This is a genomic window from Actinokineospora sp. (genome assembly GCF_050699995.1).
In the GTDB taxonomy this organism is placed as follows: Bacteria; Actinomycetota; Actinomycetes; order Mycobacteriales; family Pseudonocardiaceae; genus Actinokineospora.
In genome coordinates this window covers 1-14,284 of record NZ_JBOHGC010000294.1, presented here as the reverse complement: position 1 = coordinate 14,284, position 14,284 = coordinate 1, and the positions used below count along the sequence as shown (strand labels likewise).

17 protein-coding genes and 1 pseudogene are annotated in these 14,284 nt (G+C 69.4%); 11 read left to right on the top strand and 7 right to left on the bottom strand.

What is annotated here, in order from left to right; all coding sequences use genetic code 11:
- Positions 1 to 202: 202 nt before the first annotated feature.
- The gene (locus tag ACRDSQ_RS14760; RefSeq protein ID WP_431421683.1) at positions 203 to 583 is read left to right on the top strand and encodes a hypothetical protein; all 381 of its coding nucleotides are present in this window, start codon (positions 203 to 205) and stop codon (positions 581 to 583) included.
- Here ACRDSQ_RS14760 and ACRDSQ_RS14755 read toward each other — a convergent pair.
- The 4 genes from ACRDSQ_RS14755 to ACRDSQ_RS14740 are packed head-to-tail and all read right to left on the bottom strand — an operon-like array spanning position 539 to position 3,708.
- Entirely contained in the window at positions 539 to 2,599 is a 2,061-nt protein-coding gene (locus ACRDSQ_RS14755) for a tetratricopeptide repeat protein (RefSeq protein WP_431421681.1), read from the bottom strand. The genes ACRDSQ_RS14760 and ACRDSQ_RS14755 overlap by 45 nt on opposite strands.
- A 45-nt stretch (positions 2,600 to 2,644) precedes the next feature.
- Complete coding sequence (locus ACRDSQ_RS14750) at positions 2,645 to 2,974, bottom strand: TfoX/Sxy family protein (protein WP_431421680.1); 330 nt, start codon at positions 2,972 to 2,974, stop codon at positions 2,645 to 2,647.
- Between the two features lie 9 nt (positions 2,975 to 2,983).
- The gene (locus tag ACRDSQ_RS14745) at positions 2,984 to 3,388 is read right to left on the bottom strand and encodes an SRPBCC family protein (RefSeq protein ID WP_431421678.1); all 405 of its coding nucleotides are present in this window, start codon (positions 3,386 to 3,388) and stop codon (positions 2,984 to 2,986) included.
- Positions 3,385 to 3,708 carry a metalloregulator ArsR/SmtB family transcription factor gene (locus tag ACRDSQ_RS14740; RefSeq protein WP_431421677.1) on the bottom strand — a complete coding sequence of 108 codons (324 nt, stop codon included), beginning with the start codon at positions 3,706 to 3,708 and terminating at the stop codon, positions 3,385 to 3,387. The genes ACRDSQ_RS14745 and ACRDSQ_RS14740 overlap by 4 nt, the downstream gene beginning before the upstream one ends.
- A gap of 54 nt (positions 3,709 to 3,762) precedes the next feature.
- Between ACRDSQ_RS14740 and ACRDSQ_RS14735 the strand changes: the two genes are divergently transcribed.
- The 4 genes from ACRDSQ_RS14735 (at position 3,763) to ACRDSQ_RS14720 (ending at position 5,846) form a co-directional block, all read left to right on the top strand.
- Positions 3,763 to 4,188, top strand: coding sequence for an SRPBCC family protein (locus tag ACRDSQ_RS14735; RefSeq protein ID WP_431421676.1), 426 nt, complete (start codon positions 3,763 to 3,765; stop codon positions 4,186 to 4,188).
- Positions 4,189 to 4,292: 104 nt separating this feature from the next.
- Complete coding sequence (locus tag ACRDSQ_RS14730; protein WP_431421675.1) at positions 4,293 to 4,670, top strand: hypothetical protein; 378 nt, start codon at positions 4,293 to 4,295, stop codon at positions 4,668 to 4,670.
- Positions 4,671 to 4,700: 30 nt separating this feature from the next.
- Positions 4,701 to 4,931, top strand: coding sequence for a hypothetical protein (locus tag ACRDSQ_RS14725; RefSeq protein ID WP_431421673.1), 231 nt, complete (start codon positions 4,701 to 4,703; stop codon positions 4,929 to 4,931).
- Between the two features lie 9 nt (positions 4,932 to 4,940).
- On the top strand, positions 4,941 to 5,846 hold the full coding sequence (locus ACRDSQ_RS14720) for an MBL fold metallo-hydrolase (RefSeq protein WP_431421672.1): 906 nt from the start codon (positions 4,941 to 4,943) through the stop codon (positions 5,844 to 5,846).
- Between the two features lies 1 nt (position 5,847).
- On the opposite strand, the gene ACRDSQ_RS14715 is transcribed toward ACRDSQ_RS14720, so the two are convergent.
- Positions 5,848 to 6,177, bottom strand: coding sequence for a TfoX/Sxy family protein (locus tag ACRDSQ_RS14715; protein ID WP_431421670.1), 330 nt, complete (start codon positions 6,175 to 6,177; stop codon positions 5,848 to 5,850).
- A 530-nt stretch (positions 6,178 to 6,707) separates the two neighbouring features.
- Here ACRDSQ_RS14715 and ACRDSQ_RS14710 point away from each other — a divergent pair.
- Positions 6,708 to 6,815, top strand: a pseudogene (locus ACRDSQ_RS14710) (hypothetical protein); the annotation flags it as partial.
- Between the two features lie 52 nt (positions 6,816 to 6,867).
- Positions 6,868 to 7,050: an MbtH family NRPS accessory protein gene (locus ACRDSQ_RS14705; protein WP_431421669.1), complete on the top strand. Its 183-nt coding sequence runs from the start codon at positions 6,868 to 6,870 to the stop codon at positions 7,048 to 7,050.
- Between the two features lies 1 nt (position 7,051).
- Here ACRDSQ_RS14705 and ACRDSQ_RS14700 read toward each other — a convergent pair whose 3' ends face one another.
- Positions 7,052 to 8,170, bottom strand: coding sequence for a glycoside hydrolase family 3 N-terminal domain-containing protein (locus ACRDSQ_RS14700; protein WP_431421685.1), 1,119 nt, complete (start codon positions 8,168 to 8,170; stop codon positions 7,052 to 7,054).
- Between the two features lie 126 nt (positions 8,171 to 8,296).
- On the opposite strand from ACRDSQ_RS14700, the gene ACRDSQ_RS14695 reads away from it, so the two are divergent.
- The 3 genes from ACRDSQ_RS14695 to ACRDSQ_RS14685 all read left to right on the top strand — a co-directional run bounded on the left by ACRDSQ_RS14695 (position 8,297) and on the right by ACRDSQ_RS14685 (position 9,897).
- Positions 8,297 to 8,497, top strand: a complete 201-nt coding sequence (locus tag ACRDSQ_RS14695; protein WP_091383092.1) for a hypothetical protein — start codon at positions 8,297 to 8,299, stop codon at positions 8,495 to 8,497.
- Between the two features lie 236 nt (positions 8,498 to 8,733).
- Complete coding sequence (locus ACRDSQ_RS14690; protein WP_431421668.1) at positions 8,734 to 8,916, top strand: hypothetical protein; 183 nt, start codon at positions 8,734 to 8,736, stop codon at positions 8,914 to 8,916.
- A gap of 9 nt (positions 8,917 to 8,925) precedes the next feature.
- Complete coding sequence (locus ACRDSQ_RS14685; RefSeq protein WP_431421666.1) at positions 8,926 to 9,897, top strand: LysR substrate-binding domain-containing protein; 972 nt, start codon at positions 8,926 to 8,928, stop codon at positions 9,895 to 9,897.
- 51 nt (positions 9,898 to 9,948) lie between these two features.
- Here ACRDSQ_RS14685 and ACRDSQ_RS14680 read toward each other — a convergent pair whose 3' ends face one another.
- Complete coding sequence (locus tag ACRDSQ_RS14680; protein ID WP_431421664.1) at positions 9,949 to 11,148, bottom strand: diguanylate cyclase; 1,200 nt, start codon at positions 11,146 to 11,148, stop codon at positions 9,949 to 9,951.
- A gap of 1,377 nt (positions 11,149 to 12,525) precedes the next feature.
- Between ACRDSQ_RS14680 and ACRDSQ_RS14675 the strand changes: the two genes are divergently transcribed.
- A complete protein-coding gene (locus ACRDSQ_RS14675) occupies positions 12,526 to 13,791 on the top strand; it encodes an MFS transporter (RefSeq protein ID WP_431421684.1) in 1,266 nt (421 codons plus the stop codon).
- Positions 13,792 to 14,284 lie beyond the last annotated feature (493 nt).

Sequence of the window (14,284 nt, the reverse complement as noted above, 5' to 3'; positions counted from 1 at the left end):
ACCGTCAGTGCCTTCTTGGATCGGTTGAATCGGGACCTAGACACTCCAGATTCTCCCGACCCAGAAGGCACTTCCTACGTCACCACGCCGAACGAACACCCACTCGCTCCACGGATCGAGGCTAAGCGAGCCCACCGAGCCGGCCGATACCCTCGCCCTGCCGCTGCCGACGTGCGCCGGCGCGGATGGCGGCGCGCACGCGGTGCGGGTCGACGTCGTGGGCGCGGTGGCAACGGTTACCCGCTATCCGGCGACGATTCCGCTTCCGGAGGGCAGTCATCTCTGTGTCGACCTGCACGAGCCTTGGCGACGAATGCTCGACCTGGCCGAAATCGTGGTCGTGCCCGACGCCAGGGACGCCGGTGAGATCCTCGCGTCGATGCCAGGCTGCCTTCTGGCGACCGGCCCACTCGACGCCGAGTCTTGGCTGATCGTGGACGCGGCAGGCGTCGAGTACCGCTGCCAAGGCGACGGCAGGCTGGGCGCATCGGTCGTGCACGCTTATCTCGACGCGGGTCTGAGCGTGCCGGACGAAGTGTCAGTGCGCGTCGGTGGCCGCCTCGTTCGGATCGAGTTCGCCTAGCGCGGCGCGGATACGCCTGACCTCTGGGCGAAAACCGCACGACTCGGCGATGGCCAGCGCTTCCCGATATCGCCCGCGAGCGATGTCGGACTGCCCGCGGGCGACCGCGATGTCGGCCAACGCGATCAGACACAGCGCTTGGTCATAGAGTCTGCCGTGCGTCCGCATCGCCAACAGCGCACTGTCCACATGCGACTCGGCGGTCTCGTGGTCGCCAAGTCGGACGTAGGTGATGCCCTGCCAGAGTGTCACCTTGGCGCTGTTGACCGGTTCCGCCGCGAACGCCGGGAGGGCCTCGGTCAACAGCGCGCGGCCTTCGGCGGGAGCGACCGCTTTGGCCAAGTGCAATAGCGCCAGCGCCACCCGGCGATCATGGCCGATACGTTGCGCCAACAGCAGATTGTGTCGCAACGCGTCCTCGGCGACGGCCGCACGGGACAGCGCCAGCGCCGCCAGGCCGATGGTTTCAAAAGCCGTGGCCTCCAACTCCACCACACCCGCCGACGACGCCGACGTGAGTGCGGACTCGGCAACCGCGACCGCTTCCTCCGGGTGGCCGCCCTGCAGCAGGCCGAACGCGCGCTGCACGTGGGCCAACGCTTCGAGGTCCGCGCGGCCGAGCTCTCGTGCGGCCACGGCCGCGTCATCGTTGACCCGCACTTGCTCGTCGAGATACTTGCCGTGCTCGTGCAACGGCCACAGCGCGATCGCCATCAGGCAAACATCGAGGAAGCGCCCTTGAGCGAACAGCACGCCATGCGTGGCGAGGACGTTCTCCCGCTCGACTTCCAGCCAGCGCATCGGCGATTTCGGCGCGCCGCCGACGTTTCCGGCGAAGCGGCGCAGCCAGCCGCGGGCGGGCATCGCGGCCTCACCCGCCGCGACCGTGACTTCGCGATAGTGCTCGACCATCCGCGCGACGGCGACAGTGTCGCCGTCCTCGGCAAGGTCGCGTGCGTGCAGCCGGGTCATGTCGTGCATGACGAGCCGGTCGTCCCCGGTCTCACGGACGAGACCGGCCCTGATGAGTTCATCCACTGTGTCATCCAGTGTGCCGTCCACATCGGACTCTGATAGCCCGATCCCCAGCACCGTCACAGACACGGTGCCCACGCCAGGGTGTGAGCCCAACACCCGGTACGCGCGACGGGCAGCCGGACTCAACCGGCCATAGGCGGTGTTGAACACCGAGGTCACCGAAAGATCGTCGTGCCGCGACAGCGCGGCCAGCCTGCGCCGCTCGTCGGCCAACTCCGCCACCAGCCGGTCAAGCGGGCGGTTGGGGCGCCCCGCCACCAGCGCGCCGCACACGCACAGCGCGATCGGCAGCCCGGCGCATGCCTTGACCAGCTCGCGAACGGCGTCCGGCTCCGCGTCGAGGCGTGATCGCCCGATCACCCTGCCGAGCAGCTCGACCGCGGCGGCGTCCTCCAACGGCATCAGATCGATGTAGGCCACCGCGTCGCGTACGCCCAGCCCCGGCAGCCTGCCCGCGGCGGTCACCAGCACCACGGACTCCCCCGACCCCGGTGCGAGCAGCCGAACCTGGCGCGGCGTGATCGCCTTGTCGACCGACACGGACACCCGTTTGCCGGTCGACCAGCTGCGGAAACACGCCGATCGGCCTTCTGTGGTGTCCGGAATCTGCGCCGCGTCGAGCCCGGTGGCCAGCAGGAATTCGCGCAGCGCCGTGCTTTCCTGGCCGTCGGCGTCGCCGGAGAGATCAGCGTGGAACTGGCCGTCCGGATACTGCTCGGACCGGCGCCGCAACCATTCGCGGGCGACCTCGCGCTTGCCCACTCCGGGCAGCCCGCAGAAGACCAGAACCCGCTGCCCTGCTTCCACAGCCTCGTCGGCCTCGCGCAATACCCGCACTTGGTTGGTGAAATGGGGCGTCACCGGCGGAGTCTGCCGAGGGGCGGCCACTCTCCGGCCGTGGAAGTGCACGCCGCCGAAGATGGCGCCTGCCTGCACCACGTTCTCGGCGCTGCCGCTGAACTCGTTCTGGACGCTCACCGCGTCAGCGTACCGACCCGGCTACCGATAGTCACCGAATTGCGATCACTTGGCGGGCAGAGATCCGGCGTAGGTGACTCCCCGCTGGATCCAGCCGTCCAGGTCGGCATCGTCGGCGAGGTGGTCCGGCTCGATCAGGACCCAGTTCTTCATCGGGCGGCCGCCCATCTCGGGCACCCGCACGCCTGGCTCGGCCAAGGCCGCCGCGGAAGCCTCAGGTGAGAGCCGCACGATCAGGCCGTCGCCGTAGACGCCGCAGGACATGTTGCCGTTCAGGAGGAAGACGAGGGTGCCGAACATCTTCTTCTCGGTCATTCCCGGTATCTCGCCTGCCAGTCCCCCGACTCTCGTGGCGAGGGACTCGTCGTATGCCATCCGGGGCTCCTATTCGGCGTCGCTGAGATTGTGGAGGTAGGTGGTCCAGCCCCGGTCGTGCGAGGCCAGCGACGGGTGGGGCAGGCCGGTGTGGACGAGTCGCAGGAGGGTGCCGGTGTCGTCGGGGGTCAGGGTGACGGTGACGGTGCTGCTGCCCGGTGGGACGTCTTCGTTGCCTTCGAAGCCCCAGGTGAACACGACCTTGTGGGGCGGCTCGACCAGCACGTATTCGCCGAGGACCGTCGCCTTGTCGTGCACCACGCAGCGGTAGACGCCGCCGGGACGGGGGTCCAGGGTCGCTTCCACACCCATCCAGCGCGGGTGGCGTTCCGCGTCGGTGAAGTAGGCGAACACGGTCTCGGGTGGGGCCTTGATGTGGATCTCGTGTTCGACCCGGTCGGAAACGATCGTCACGCTTGGTCCTTCCGCTCGCCGCGGGCGGCCTCAGTCTCGGCTTCCAGCTTGAGTCGTTCAAGGCCGGTCACCCAGAAGCGGTCGACGAACCGCTTGAGCCCGAGCAGGCCCGCCGGGTCCGCCCGATACAGGCGCTTCGTGCCCTCTCGGCGCTCGATCAGCAGGCCCGCTTCGCGCAGGACGGTGAGGTGTTGGGAGATGGCGGGCCGGGTGACGGCGAACTGCCGGGCGATCTCGCCCGCGGGAAGCTCCTGGTCGCGGACCAGTTCGAGGATCTTGCGCCTGCGGGGTTCGGCAAGGGCCTTGAGTTGGGCGTCCACACGGCTTATGTTAGATGTCACTAACGTAAGCGTCAACTAACCCTAGGAACTCCCATGGCCAGAATCGTGTTCGAGACCGACCTCGCGGCGCCCGCCGAGCGGATCGTCGAAGCGCTGAGTACGCAGAAGGGCATCACGGGCTGGTGGACCGACGACGTCGACTTCCCCGCCGCGGACCGGATGACGCTGGGGTTCGCGGTCGCGCCCGCGCGGTTCGAGTTGCGGGTCGACCAAGCCGACGAGACCCAGGTCCGCTGGACCTCCGTCGGCGCGTTCCCGCCACATTGGGCGAACACCGAGATCACCTGGACGCTCACCGCGAAGGGCGACTCCACCACTGTCCACTTCGCCCACGAGGGCTGGGCCGACGACACAGGCCCGTTCCCGAGTTCGGCGTTGACCTGGGCGCAGCTGATGGGCACCCTCAAAGACCACACCGAGACGGGCGCGTCCACACCCCTGTTCCGTCGCGGCGACTGACTTTCAGGGACATTCCGGCATCGCCAGGGCGGTCGACACGACGTCGGTCACGCAGGCGGGCATCCGGGTCGGGACACCGGCTTTCATGGCCCCCGAACAGGTGGTTGCCACCCGCGGTCGCGGCCGCGGTGAGCCGGATCGCGGTGACGCCGGTCCCCCCGGTTCCGCGAGCGCCCGAACGTTCTCGTTTCCGAGCCGCCGCCGCGGTCGGGTTCGCGGTGCTCGCGATCGGATCGGGCGTCGGCGCCGCCGCGATCGCGGGCGCCTTCGACGCGAAGACACCGGAGAACACAGCGGAGAAGAGCGCCGACCAGTCCACCCCAGGCGCCTCGTCGACAGCCACCGGGAGCAAGCCGAGCGGCGGCGAGCCGGAGATCCTCACCCAGGTCGACGCGGTGGACCTGGCCCTCGGCAATGGCGTCTACCTGGCTGAACCCACCACCATGGTCCGCTGGGAGAGGTCCCCCGGCCCACATCTATGACACGGGGATCTCCTTCAGCAACGCCGAGTAGTGTTGTTGGACGACGGCCAGGCAGGCGATCACCGCACCTGCACCACAGATACCCGCTACGCACTCATCCCCAAGTTCGAGAACGTCGCCGTGGGTACCAAGTTCTGCGTCCTGACCAGCCAGCGGGTCGCCCTGGTCGAAGTCAGGAAAGCGCCCGACCCGGACGAATCCAGCCAGTACTACCAGCTCGCGATCACGATCTGGCGCGTCTGGCGCTGCGCCCGTGGGTAGGGTCGGCGCATGTGCCTGACGTGTGTGCTGCCGCTGATGGTGCCCGGGCCCGCGCCGGTGTTCCCCACCACCGCGCCCGAGCCTGGCTGGCTCAAGGAAGAGCTGGGCGGGTCGATCACCTGGACGGGCTGCGCCGGGTTCATCCTCGAAGTCGGCGGTGAGCGGATCTGCTTCGACCCGTACGCCAGTAACCCCGGCGTGCGCGACACGCTGTTCCGGCCCGCCCGCCCCGATCAGGCGCTGGTCGAGCGGACCTTCGGCAAGGTGTCCGGGATCTTCGTCGGACACACCCACTTCGACCACGCCATGGACGTCGCGCCGCTGGCCAAGGCCAACCCCGGCTGCGTGGTGCACGGAAGCTCGACGACCACGGAGATCTGCCGCAGGCAGGGCGTCCCCGACAGCCAACTCCACCCGGTCGAGGACGGTGAACGGGTCACCATCGGCCCGTTCACCGTGGAGGCCATCGCCTCCCGCCACGGCACAGTGCCGATCGCGAGCCGGATCGACGTCATCGAGCTTCGCGGCGAGGGGATGCCGAAGACGGTGTTCCGGTGGCCGCGCGGGCAGGTGTTCGCCTACCGGGTCGAGGTCGGCGGCCTGTCACTGCACCTGCAGACCAGCGCCGGGATCGAGGACGCCCCGCTCGCCCGGCAGCAGCCGGTGGACGTGCTGATCGCCTGCCTGGCCGCCCGGCAGGGAACTGCGGGGTACTTCCGGCGGCTCGGCGAACAGCTGCGCCCCAAGGTGATCATCCCGTGCCACCACGACAACTTCTTCCGCCCGCTGAGTGAGCCGCCGCGGCCGGTGGCCCGGCTGGACTGGCCTGGTTTCCTCGACGACGCCGCCCAGTTGGCCGACGCCTACGGGACCCGCCTGGTCCAGTTGCCCCGGGGTGTCACCGTGGCGTTCTGACTCACTTCGGCGGCAGTGAGCACGCGTAGTCGACGCCCACGTCGACCCAGCGGCACAGGTCTTCGTCCTCGGCATGGGCGTCGGGGTCGACGAGCACCCAGCCCTTCATCGGCCTGCCGGTGAAGTCGAAGACCCGCACGCCCGGTTCGGCGAGCGCCGCGGGCGTGTCCTCCGGGTCGAGCCGGACGATCAGGGCCTCCCCGAGCACCCCGACGGACATGTTGCCCTGGAACAGGAACGCCAAGCCGCCGAACATCTTCTTCTCCACCATGCCGGGCAGGTCCGCCACCAGGTCTCGGACCCGGGTGGCGATCCCTTCGTCGTAAGCCATGGGTGGAATGGTCCACCCGGTCGCCGCATTCCGCCAAGTGGACGATGCACTGTGGACATAGTGGACCGGTCCACCCCTATTCGCCGAACTCGGCTATTCGGCCATTCGGGTGACATTTCAGTGCCGGCTCTCCTGACAATTCCCGAGTGGACGTCCGATTGGCCGAAGGGTTGCTTTGCGCCGGTCGCGGTCTACATTCCACGCGCGACGACAATGCGCGCCCGAGCCATGACCCAACGCCACCGGATTGCCGCATTCGTCGCAGTCCGACCTGCGTCGATCCCGCCAAAGGTCCAAGTTTCGGCCGATGATGTACTTGGCCGGTCCCGACCCGCTCTTCTTTCCCGAGCGCCGATCGCCGCGCGCTACGCCAAAAAGAGGAACGTCAATTCGATTTCTCCGACTAATGCGGATCTCTGTCCTTCGTGGATACTTCACCGGCAACCCGGCCCCCGACGCGATGCGGGGATATCTCAAGTACCGCACCGCCTTGTTCACCCGCGAGCACATGACCGGCCTCGTCGACCCGGATCGCACACCAGCTGCGGGACAAGGGAATCAGCGCGGAGAGCAAAGTCGGCGTGTGCCTGGAGTTCGGGGCGGACTGGGTGGTCGCCGCGCTCGCCGTGCTCAAAGCGGGCGGCGCCTACCGCTCGACCCGGCCTATCCCGCGGCGCGGCTGGACTTCATGTGCGCCGACAGCGGCGTCGAGGTCGTGCTGGCACGTACTCGATCTGGCGCGCGGCCAAGGAGAACGCGGCGGGCTGGCGCGACGAAGGGACCCGTGGCGGCAAAGACGCCTGCCTCGCCCACATCCAGGAAGTGGGGATCGATCTGCGCCCGCGCAGCCTTCGGGAGCGCATGTCCCGCTGACTCAGCACGCGGACTTGGCCGCCAACACCCTTTCCAGGGCCTCGATGACCCGCCCCTGGGCGAGTTCCCCCCCGCGCAGGGCGCCTTCGAGCCGGTCGAGCACCTCGGGCAGGCGGGCACCGGAGGACCAGAAGGGGATGTCGACGCCCGCCTGGAGCGCGAGCAGCACGGCCTCCGGCAGGTCGTAGCGGTCCGACACGGCACGCATCCCGCCGAGGTCGTCGGTGACCGTGAGGCCGGCGAAGTGGAGATCCTCGCGCAGCAGCCGGTACGCGGCGGCGTGCAGGGACGCGGGGACGCCGTCGGTGAGCCCGGGGACGTCGAGGTGGCCGAACATGACGGCGACCGCCCCGGCCTTGGGCAACTCGCGGTACGGGTGCAGGTCGCCCCCGAGGTCGGCCAGCGCCGGGGTGCGCACGGCCGTCTTGTGGGAGTCGCCGGAACCGTGGCCGTGGCCGGGAAAGTGCTTGAGGACGGGCAGCATGCCGCCGTCGCGCAGCCCGTCGGCGAACGCTCCCGCGTAGCGCGTCGCCGTGGCCGGGTCGTCGCTGAAGGACCGGTCGCCGATCACGGTCGGGCCAGGCGCGGCGCTGATGTCGACCACGGGGGCGAAGTCGAGGGTGATCCCCCTGGCACGCATCCGGCCCGCCCGGTCCCTGGCCAGCCCACGCACCTGCTCCTCGGTCATCGTCCGCGCCATGTCCCGCGCGCTGGGCAGGTCGCCGTCGAGCCGGTCGAGGCGCTGCACCCGGCCGCCCTCGTCGTCGACGGCCACCGTCAGCGGCAGCGCGGACGCCGAGGTCACCTCGCTCAGCCGCCCGTCGACCAGCATCTCGGTGGCCTCACCACCCAGGAAGATCCCCCCGACCTGCGCGTCGCGGACCGCGGCGAGCGCCTGGCCGGGCCCGGACGGGTCGACCCCGACGATCAGCAACTGGGCGAGCCGCGCCCGCGGCGCCATCGCGGCGATCCGCCACAGACACGGCCTCGGCTTGGCCACCGGGACGAAGTCGGTGGCGGTCAACGCCTGGGCCACCGGTGTCCCAGGCACCAGACCCGGCCCAGGCAGGACCGTGGCGACGACCCCGCCGAGGGCGATCGCCACCAGGACCCGGCGCAGTCGGCGCCTGCCCAGCCCGCTTGAAGCCACCCGGCATTGTCACCCGGACCACCCCCTCACACCAGCGCGGCCACCCGAGGGGTGAAAGGATCGGCGCGGCCATCATTCCCGCCAAAGGAGCCCACCTTGGACGAGGACGACGAGGACGACGACCTGGAGGTCCCCGCCGAGGTGCACACCGTGTGCCAGTACTGCGGTGGCGGCGGCATGGTCGCCGACCCGAAACTCGCGATGATCGGCGGCAGCCCCCGCAACGTCGACAACGGACGTCCGTGCCCGCACTGCGAAACCGTGGGCCACTTCCCCGGGATCATCCCCCCGGTCTGATTCCGCTGGAAAAGCAGAGGTTCACCACAGGAGCACCACGGGGTCTCCACACCTGGCCGCCACCATCGAGGCCATGCCCTTCACGCTCGCCCCCGATGTCCCGTACTTCCTGGCCCTGCGCCCGGTGAACGGCGATCTCAGCACTCGCTTCCCGGCATCGCGCTCACCCTGCCGATCGCCCCCACCGCACAGCACCGCGCAAGCGCCCGGCGAAGGGCTCGGCCGCCGTCCTCGCGGTGTGCCTTGGCACGGCCGCCTATGCCGCGATCACCGGCATGGCCGGGGCCCACGACGCGATCAAGATCGAAGTCGGCGTCATCCGCGCGGCCGTCGGCGCGACGAGCGGGCTGGTCGCCGCGCTCGTCATCTATGGCATCGCCCGCCGCAAACCCTTCCGCCGAGCGGACACCGCCCCTTAGCGTGGGCCCATGGAGTTGGAGCTGCGCCACTTCCGGATCATCTGCGCGATCGCCGACGCCGGAAGCATCACCAAGGCCGCCGCCGCGCTGGGCCTCGCCCAGCCCGCGCTCACCGCCCAACTCCACCGCGTCGAACGTGCCCTGGGCGGCGCCCTGTTCGTCCGCGACCGCAAAGGCGCCCGGGTGACACCGCTGGGCGAGCTGGTGCTGGCCCGAGCCCGGCTGCTCCTTCCCGCCGTCTCGGACCTGCGCGAGGAGGCGGCCCGGTTCGCCAGCGGGACCAATCTCGGCGACACCCCGTCGCGACTGCGGCTGGCCTCGGCGAACGGACCGGTCCTCGGCGCCCTCGTGCACCAGGTCAGCGCGACCTACCCGGATCTTCTGGTCGCCACGCACGCGTCCTGGTCGTCGGAGGAACTGGCCGGGATGGTCGCGGAGGGCCGCATCGACTACACGCTCGTCGGCGTCTGCGGCGACGCGCCACCGCCGTCGCGGCCGGGCCTGCTGTGGCGGACCCTGGCCACCGACCCGGTCTTCGTGATGCTGGCCGAGGACCACCCGCTCGCCGACAGACCCGTGGTCGACCTCAAGGACCTCGCGGGCACCCACTGGGGCGCCACCCCGGGCGACGGCTGCTTCGGCGACTGCTTCGCCGCGGCGTGCGCCCGCGCCGGGTTCACGCCCAAGACGCTCTACGAGACGGACGTGGCGAGCTGTGTCGATCTTGTCGAGTCCGGCGACGCGGTTGTGTTGTGCCAGCCGACTTTCCGGCAGGTTCCCGGAATCGTGGCGCGGCCGATCGCGGGCAATCCGCTGCGCTGGCGCAGTCTCATCGGCTGGCATCCCGAGGGAACCGCGGCCGCGTTCGCCGATCAAGTCGTGAAGCTGGCGGGCGCGGCCTATCTCGACGTCGTTGCCCGCAGCCCGCGCTACACCGAATTCCTGCGGTCCAATCCAGCTTTTGGTGTCGATCGGGTTTAGCCAGGCGCAATTCCGGGTAAAGGGATTGATTGATCTTGCCCCGAGCCGCGCTTATTCGGCGTGGTGCGGGATCGATGACTCCGCGGAGCGGACCTGGTTTCGGCCGCCGTGCTTGGCCTCGTAGACGGCCGCGTCGGCGGCGCGCAACAGCTCGTCGAGATCCGAGGTGGCACCGGGACCCGACGCGATCCCGATCGACGCCGTCCGGTTCGAGATCAACACCGGCTGGCCGCGTTTGTCGGTGGCCGCCACGTGCATGTCGGCCACGCCCTGGCGCACGCGCTCGGCCACCCGGACCGCCTGTTCGGCGTCGGTGTCGGGCAGCATCAGGACGAACTCCTCGCCGCCGAAGCGGCCCACGATGTCGCCCTGCCTGGTCGTCTCGCGCAGGACCGCGCCGACCGCGCGCAGCACCGCGTCGCCCGCCGGGTGTCCCCACGTGTCGTTGACCTGCTTGAAGTGGTCGAGGTCGATCACCGCGACCGACAGCATCGAGTGCTGGCGGCGGGCACGGGCGAACTCGCGGCCGGTCTGCTCGTGCCAGCCGCGACTGTTGAGCAGCTGGGTCTTGTGGTCGGTGCGGGCGTCGCCGCGCAGGTTCTCGATCTGCAGCAGACCCCAGTCGACCGCGGCCACGAACGGAACCAGCAGCATCGGGGCGAGCCAGGCGTGCGCGGTGGCCAGCGCGGCGACCGCGCCCAGGCAGACCATGAGCCCGAGCATCGCGTTGTCGCGACGGCTACCGATCGCCAGTGTCCACGTCGGCTGCGGGGTCGACAGGGCGATGACGCCACCGATCGCGATCGCGTTGACGACAAAGTAGGCGAGGCCCGCGAGGGCCAGCAGGAGCACCTCGTTGCCGCCGAACGTGCTGGTCACATCGACACCCGAGATCCGGACGACGGCCAGCGCGGTGAGCGCGGCGAGCAGGATGCCGGAGGTGCCGAAGGTGTAACGGTAGAGCGGGCGGCGGGCGATCGGGTACAGCTGCGCGCGCAGCAGCAACAGCGAGATCACGGCCATCCACGCGGGAAGCAGGACCATCGCGGGCAACACCCAGACCGTGCCGGTGTCCATGTGGGGCCCGGTTCCGCTGTCGCGTCGGGTTTCCTCGGTGCGCCGGGAGATCCACAGGTGGACCGCGGCCGCGGCGACGAGCGCACCACCGCGGAGCCAGTCCGTGGTGGAGGCGGGCGGGTCGGTGAGGACCGCGGCGACGACGGCCAGCACAGTGAGCAATTCGAACGTCAAGATGTAGCCGAGAACGGGCCGGGGTTGGTTCCAAACGCCCCACCGCCGGACCGAACGAAGGGAAAACAGGGAAGGGTGTTCAGTGCGCAGTGAGTCCGTCACAATTAGCCGTGAACGGAGCCAGCCCATGATTCGTCGATGACCGGTCTTACCGTGAGCCTCGGCCTGACCCACCTGTTGACGTGTGCCGTCATGAGGAGGTGTTGCGATTACGTCGCTGGTTGTCTCCGCGCTCGTTGACACATTTTGCGACCCCACCGAAGGAGCTTCGGATGCAGACGCGTGACTGGTGACCCCGGAAAACCCCGCCCCTTCCCCCTCGACCGCAGGAGCCCCAAGTGACCCGCGACTGGTGACCCCCACAGCCTCAGCCCCGTCCCCCTCGACCGCAGGAGCCCCAAGTGACCCGCGACTGGTGACCCCCACACCCGACACCTCGCCCACCCCCATTGATGGAGCCTCAGATGACTCGCGACTGGTGACCCCCACAGCCCCAGCCCCATCCACCACTACCGACGGAGCCCCAAGTGACTCGCGACTGGTGACCCCCACAGCCCGACCGACCTCGACCGATGGAGCTTCAGATGTGCACTCGTGACTGGTGAGCGCTCCGGCCGCGCGGGCATTCCCGCGAGCAGCCGTGTCCGACGAATCCCCAAGCAGGGGAGGCGCGGTCCGCCCGTTCCCGCGACTGGTGGATTCCAACGGTGCGACCTCCCCTTCTGCTCGCTCTATATCCTCTGGTTTCCGCAGGATCTCGGTCGTACCAAGAAGCGTATGCCTTCGGACCGACACGGTGTTCTGTCTCGCCGGCCCATCGCCCGTAACATCGTCTACCTGCGGTTCGACGTATCACCCGTCGCCGATGACGGGACGTCAGTCGCGCACTCCACGGTACGGCTAACGCCGACAGTAGTGAGTCCGCTACAGCAAGCAGCGCCCGAATGGAGCAAACGGGCAACCCAGGTCGGTCCAGACCACCCACTGCATATGACGGCGTTTATGCTCGTCCGTGACGCCGCGTACGCTTGTTGATCACTCTTTCGTACTATCGCTCTTCGCGTAGCCCCTGTGACGCAGTTCACCGAGGTTCCCCGCCAGCCATTTCGTGTGTGGGCCATTCAGCCCGCCGCTGGTTGGAAACTGACGGACAACGCTGCGCCAGACGGCCGCATCCTCGATTTTCGCCCGCGGACTCTATCAATGGCGTCCGTCACGCCCGCGCCGTGCCGGTACTCTGAGCGACGCCACAGTGACCGAGTGACAAGACACGGCAACCCCGCCAGCGCCCCACACCGGCACTGGAGGAGTGCGAACAGCCCGGGCGGGTAAACCTCACCCGGACAGGGAGTTAACGTGAGCCGACAGGGACCGACCATGTTCGCGCCCCTCGCGAACCGGGAGTTCCGCGCGCTCTGGCTGACCGAGGGCATCTCCGTCGCGGGCGACCAGCTCACCCGCGTCGCGCTGGCCATCCTCGTCTACGACCGAACCGGCAACGCGATGTGGGCGGCGAGCATCTACGCCCTGACGTTCCTTCCCGCGCTCGCCGGTGGCCTAGGCCTCTCGCACCTCGCCGACCGCTACCGCAGACGCACCCTCATGGTGTGGTGCTCGGCGGGCCAGGCAGTGCTCGTGGGGCTGATGGCGATCCCGAACACGCCGCTGCCCGCGCTGTTCGTGCTGGTCATCGGCGTCCCGCTGCTGCAGTCCCCCGCCGTGGCCGCGCAGAACGCCACGACCAGGGAGATCCTGCCCGACGACGACCTGTACTTCCGCAGCCAGGACCTGCGCGGCATCACCACGAACACCACCATGTTGGTCGGCCTCGGCGGCGGCGGCCTGCTGGTCGGCTGGCTCGGGACCTCGACCGCGCTGGCCATCGACGCCGCGACCTTCGTCATCGCCACGCTGCTCGTGCACCGCTACGTCGCCGACCGCCCGCCCGCGAGCACCGCCAAGACCAACTGGCTCGACGGCGCGCGCTGGGTCTTCGGCGACCGCAGGCTGCGCATCCTGGTCACCCTGTCGTGGCTGGTCGGGCTCGCGGTGATCCCGGAAGGGCTGGCCGCCCCGCTCGCCAAGGAGCTCGGCGCGCCGTCCGGGGCCGTCGGGCTGCTGCTCGCGGCCGACCCGCTGGGCTTCATCGTCGGCACGTTCGTGATCGCCCACTACATACCGGCCGCGCTCCGGGCCCGGCTGATCGGCGTGCTGTGCGTCTCGGCGCTGGCCGTGCTGACCCTGTTCATCCTGAAACCGAGCCTGGTGCTCGCCCTGGTGCTGCTGTTCGTCTCCGGTTTCGTCGGCGCGTACCAGGTCACGGTCATGGGCCTGTTCAACACGATCGTCCCCAACGAGGTCCGCGGCGGCGCGTTCGGCGCGGCCCGCACGGGCCTGCGCGTCGCCCAGGCGCTGGGCATCGCGGCCGGGGGCGCCGTGGCCCAGGGAATCGGCTCGGCCGCCACGACCATCGCGATCGCGGGCGCCCTGGGCGTGCTCATCGCGGTCCCCGCCGCCGTCGCGTGGTCGCGCGTCCGCCGCGAACACGAGGAAGCCACCCGGTCCGCGAGGGACAAGCCCGCCAAACCCGCGCACACCAAGCACGCGAACAGGCGCGGCTCCCCCGCCAAACAGGCGAGCTAATCCTGCCGATTTCAGCACGTATTCGGCACAGCCACCCGTAGACGGTCCGATACGGCCGGACACAGCCGGACAGCGCAAGATCAAGCCCTGACCTGCTTTACGCTGGTCAGGGCTTAATTTCACCCGGCGAAAGGTGGTGCCCCCGGCAGGGTACGCAACAGATGGGAACAGCTCCGACCAGCGGATTCTTGCGGGGTCGATTGGTCGTAGAGCACCGCGCGCCACTCCGCGGGAAGGACGCCGCGGTCCACGGCTGATGCCGTCGGCGATGCTCCCCACCCGAACCCGCTGGTTAAGAGCCGACCCGAGAGCCTGTCGGGTGGTGTCGAGTGATGCCGGATTGGGCTGTTTCCGCTGGCCATGTTTGGCCTGCTGTGTCGCATGGTGTCGGCTGGTGCCGGGCGGTTCCCGTCTTCTCGGGCTCGCCTCGGGCTCGCGTGTGCCGGATTCTGTTGGGCCGTCGAGCCGTCGGGAAGGGCTGTTCTGGTGAGCG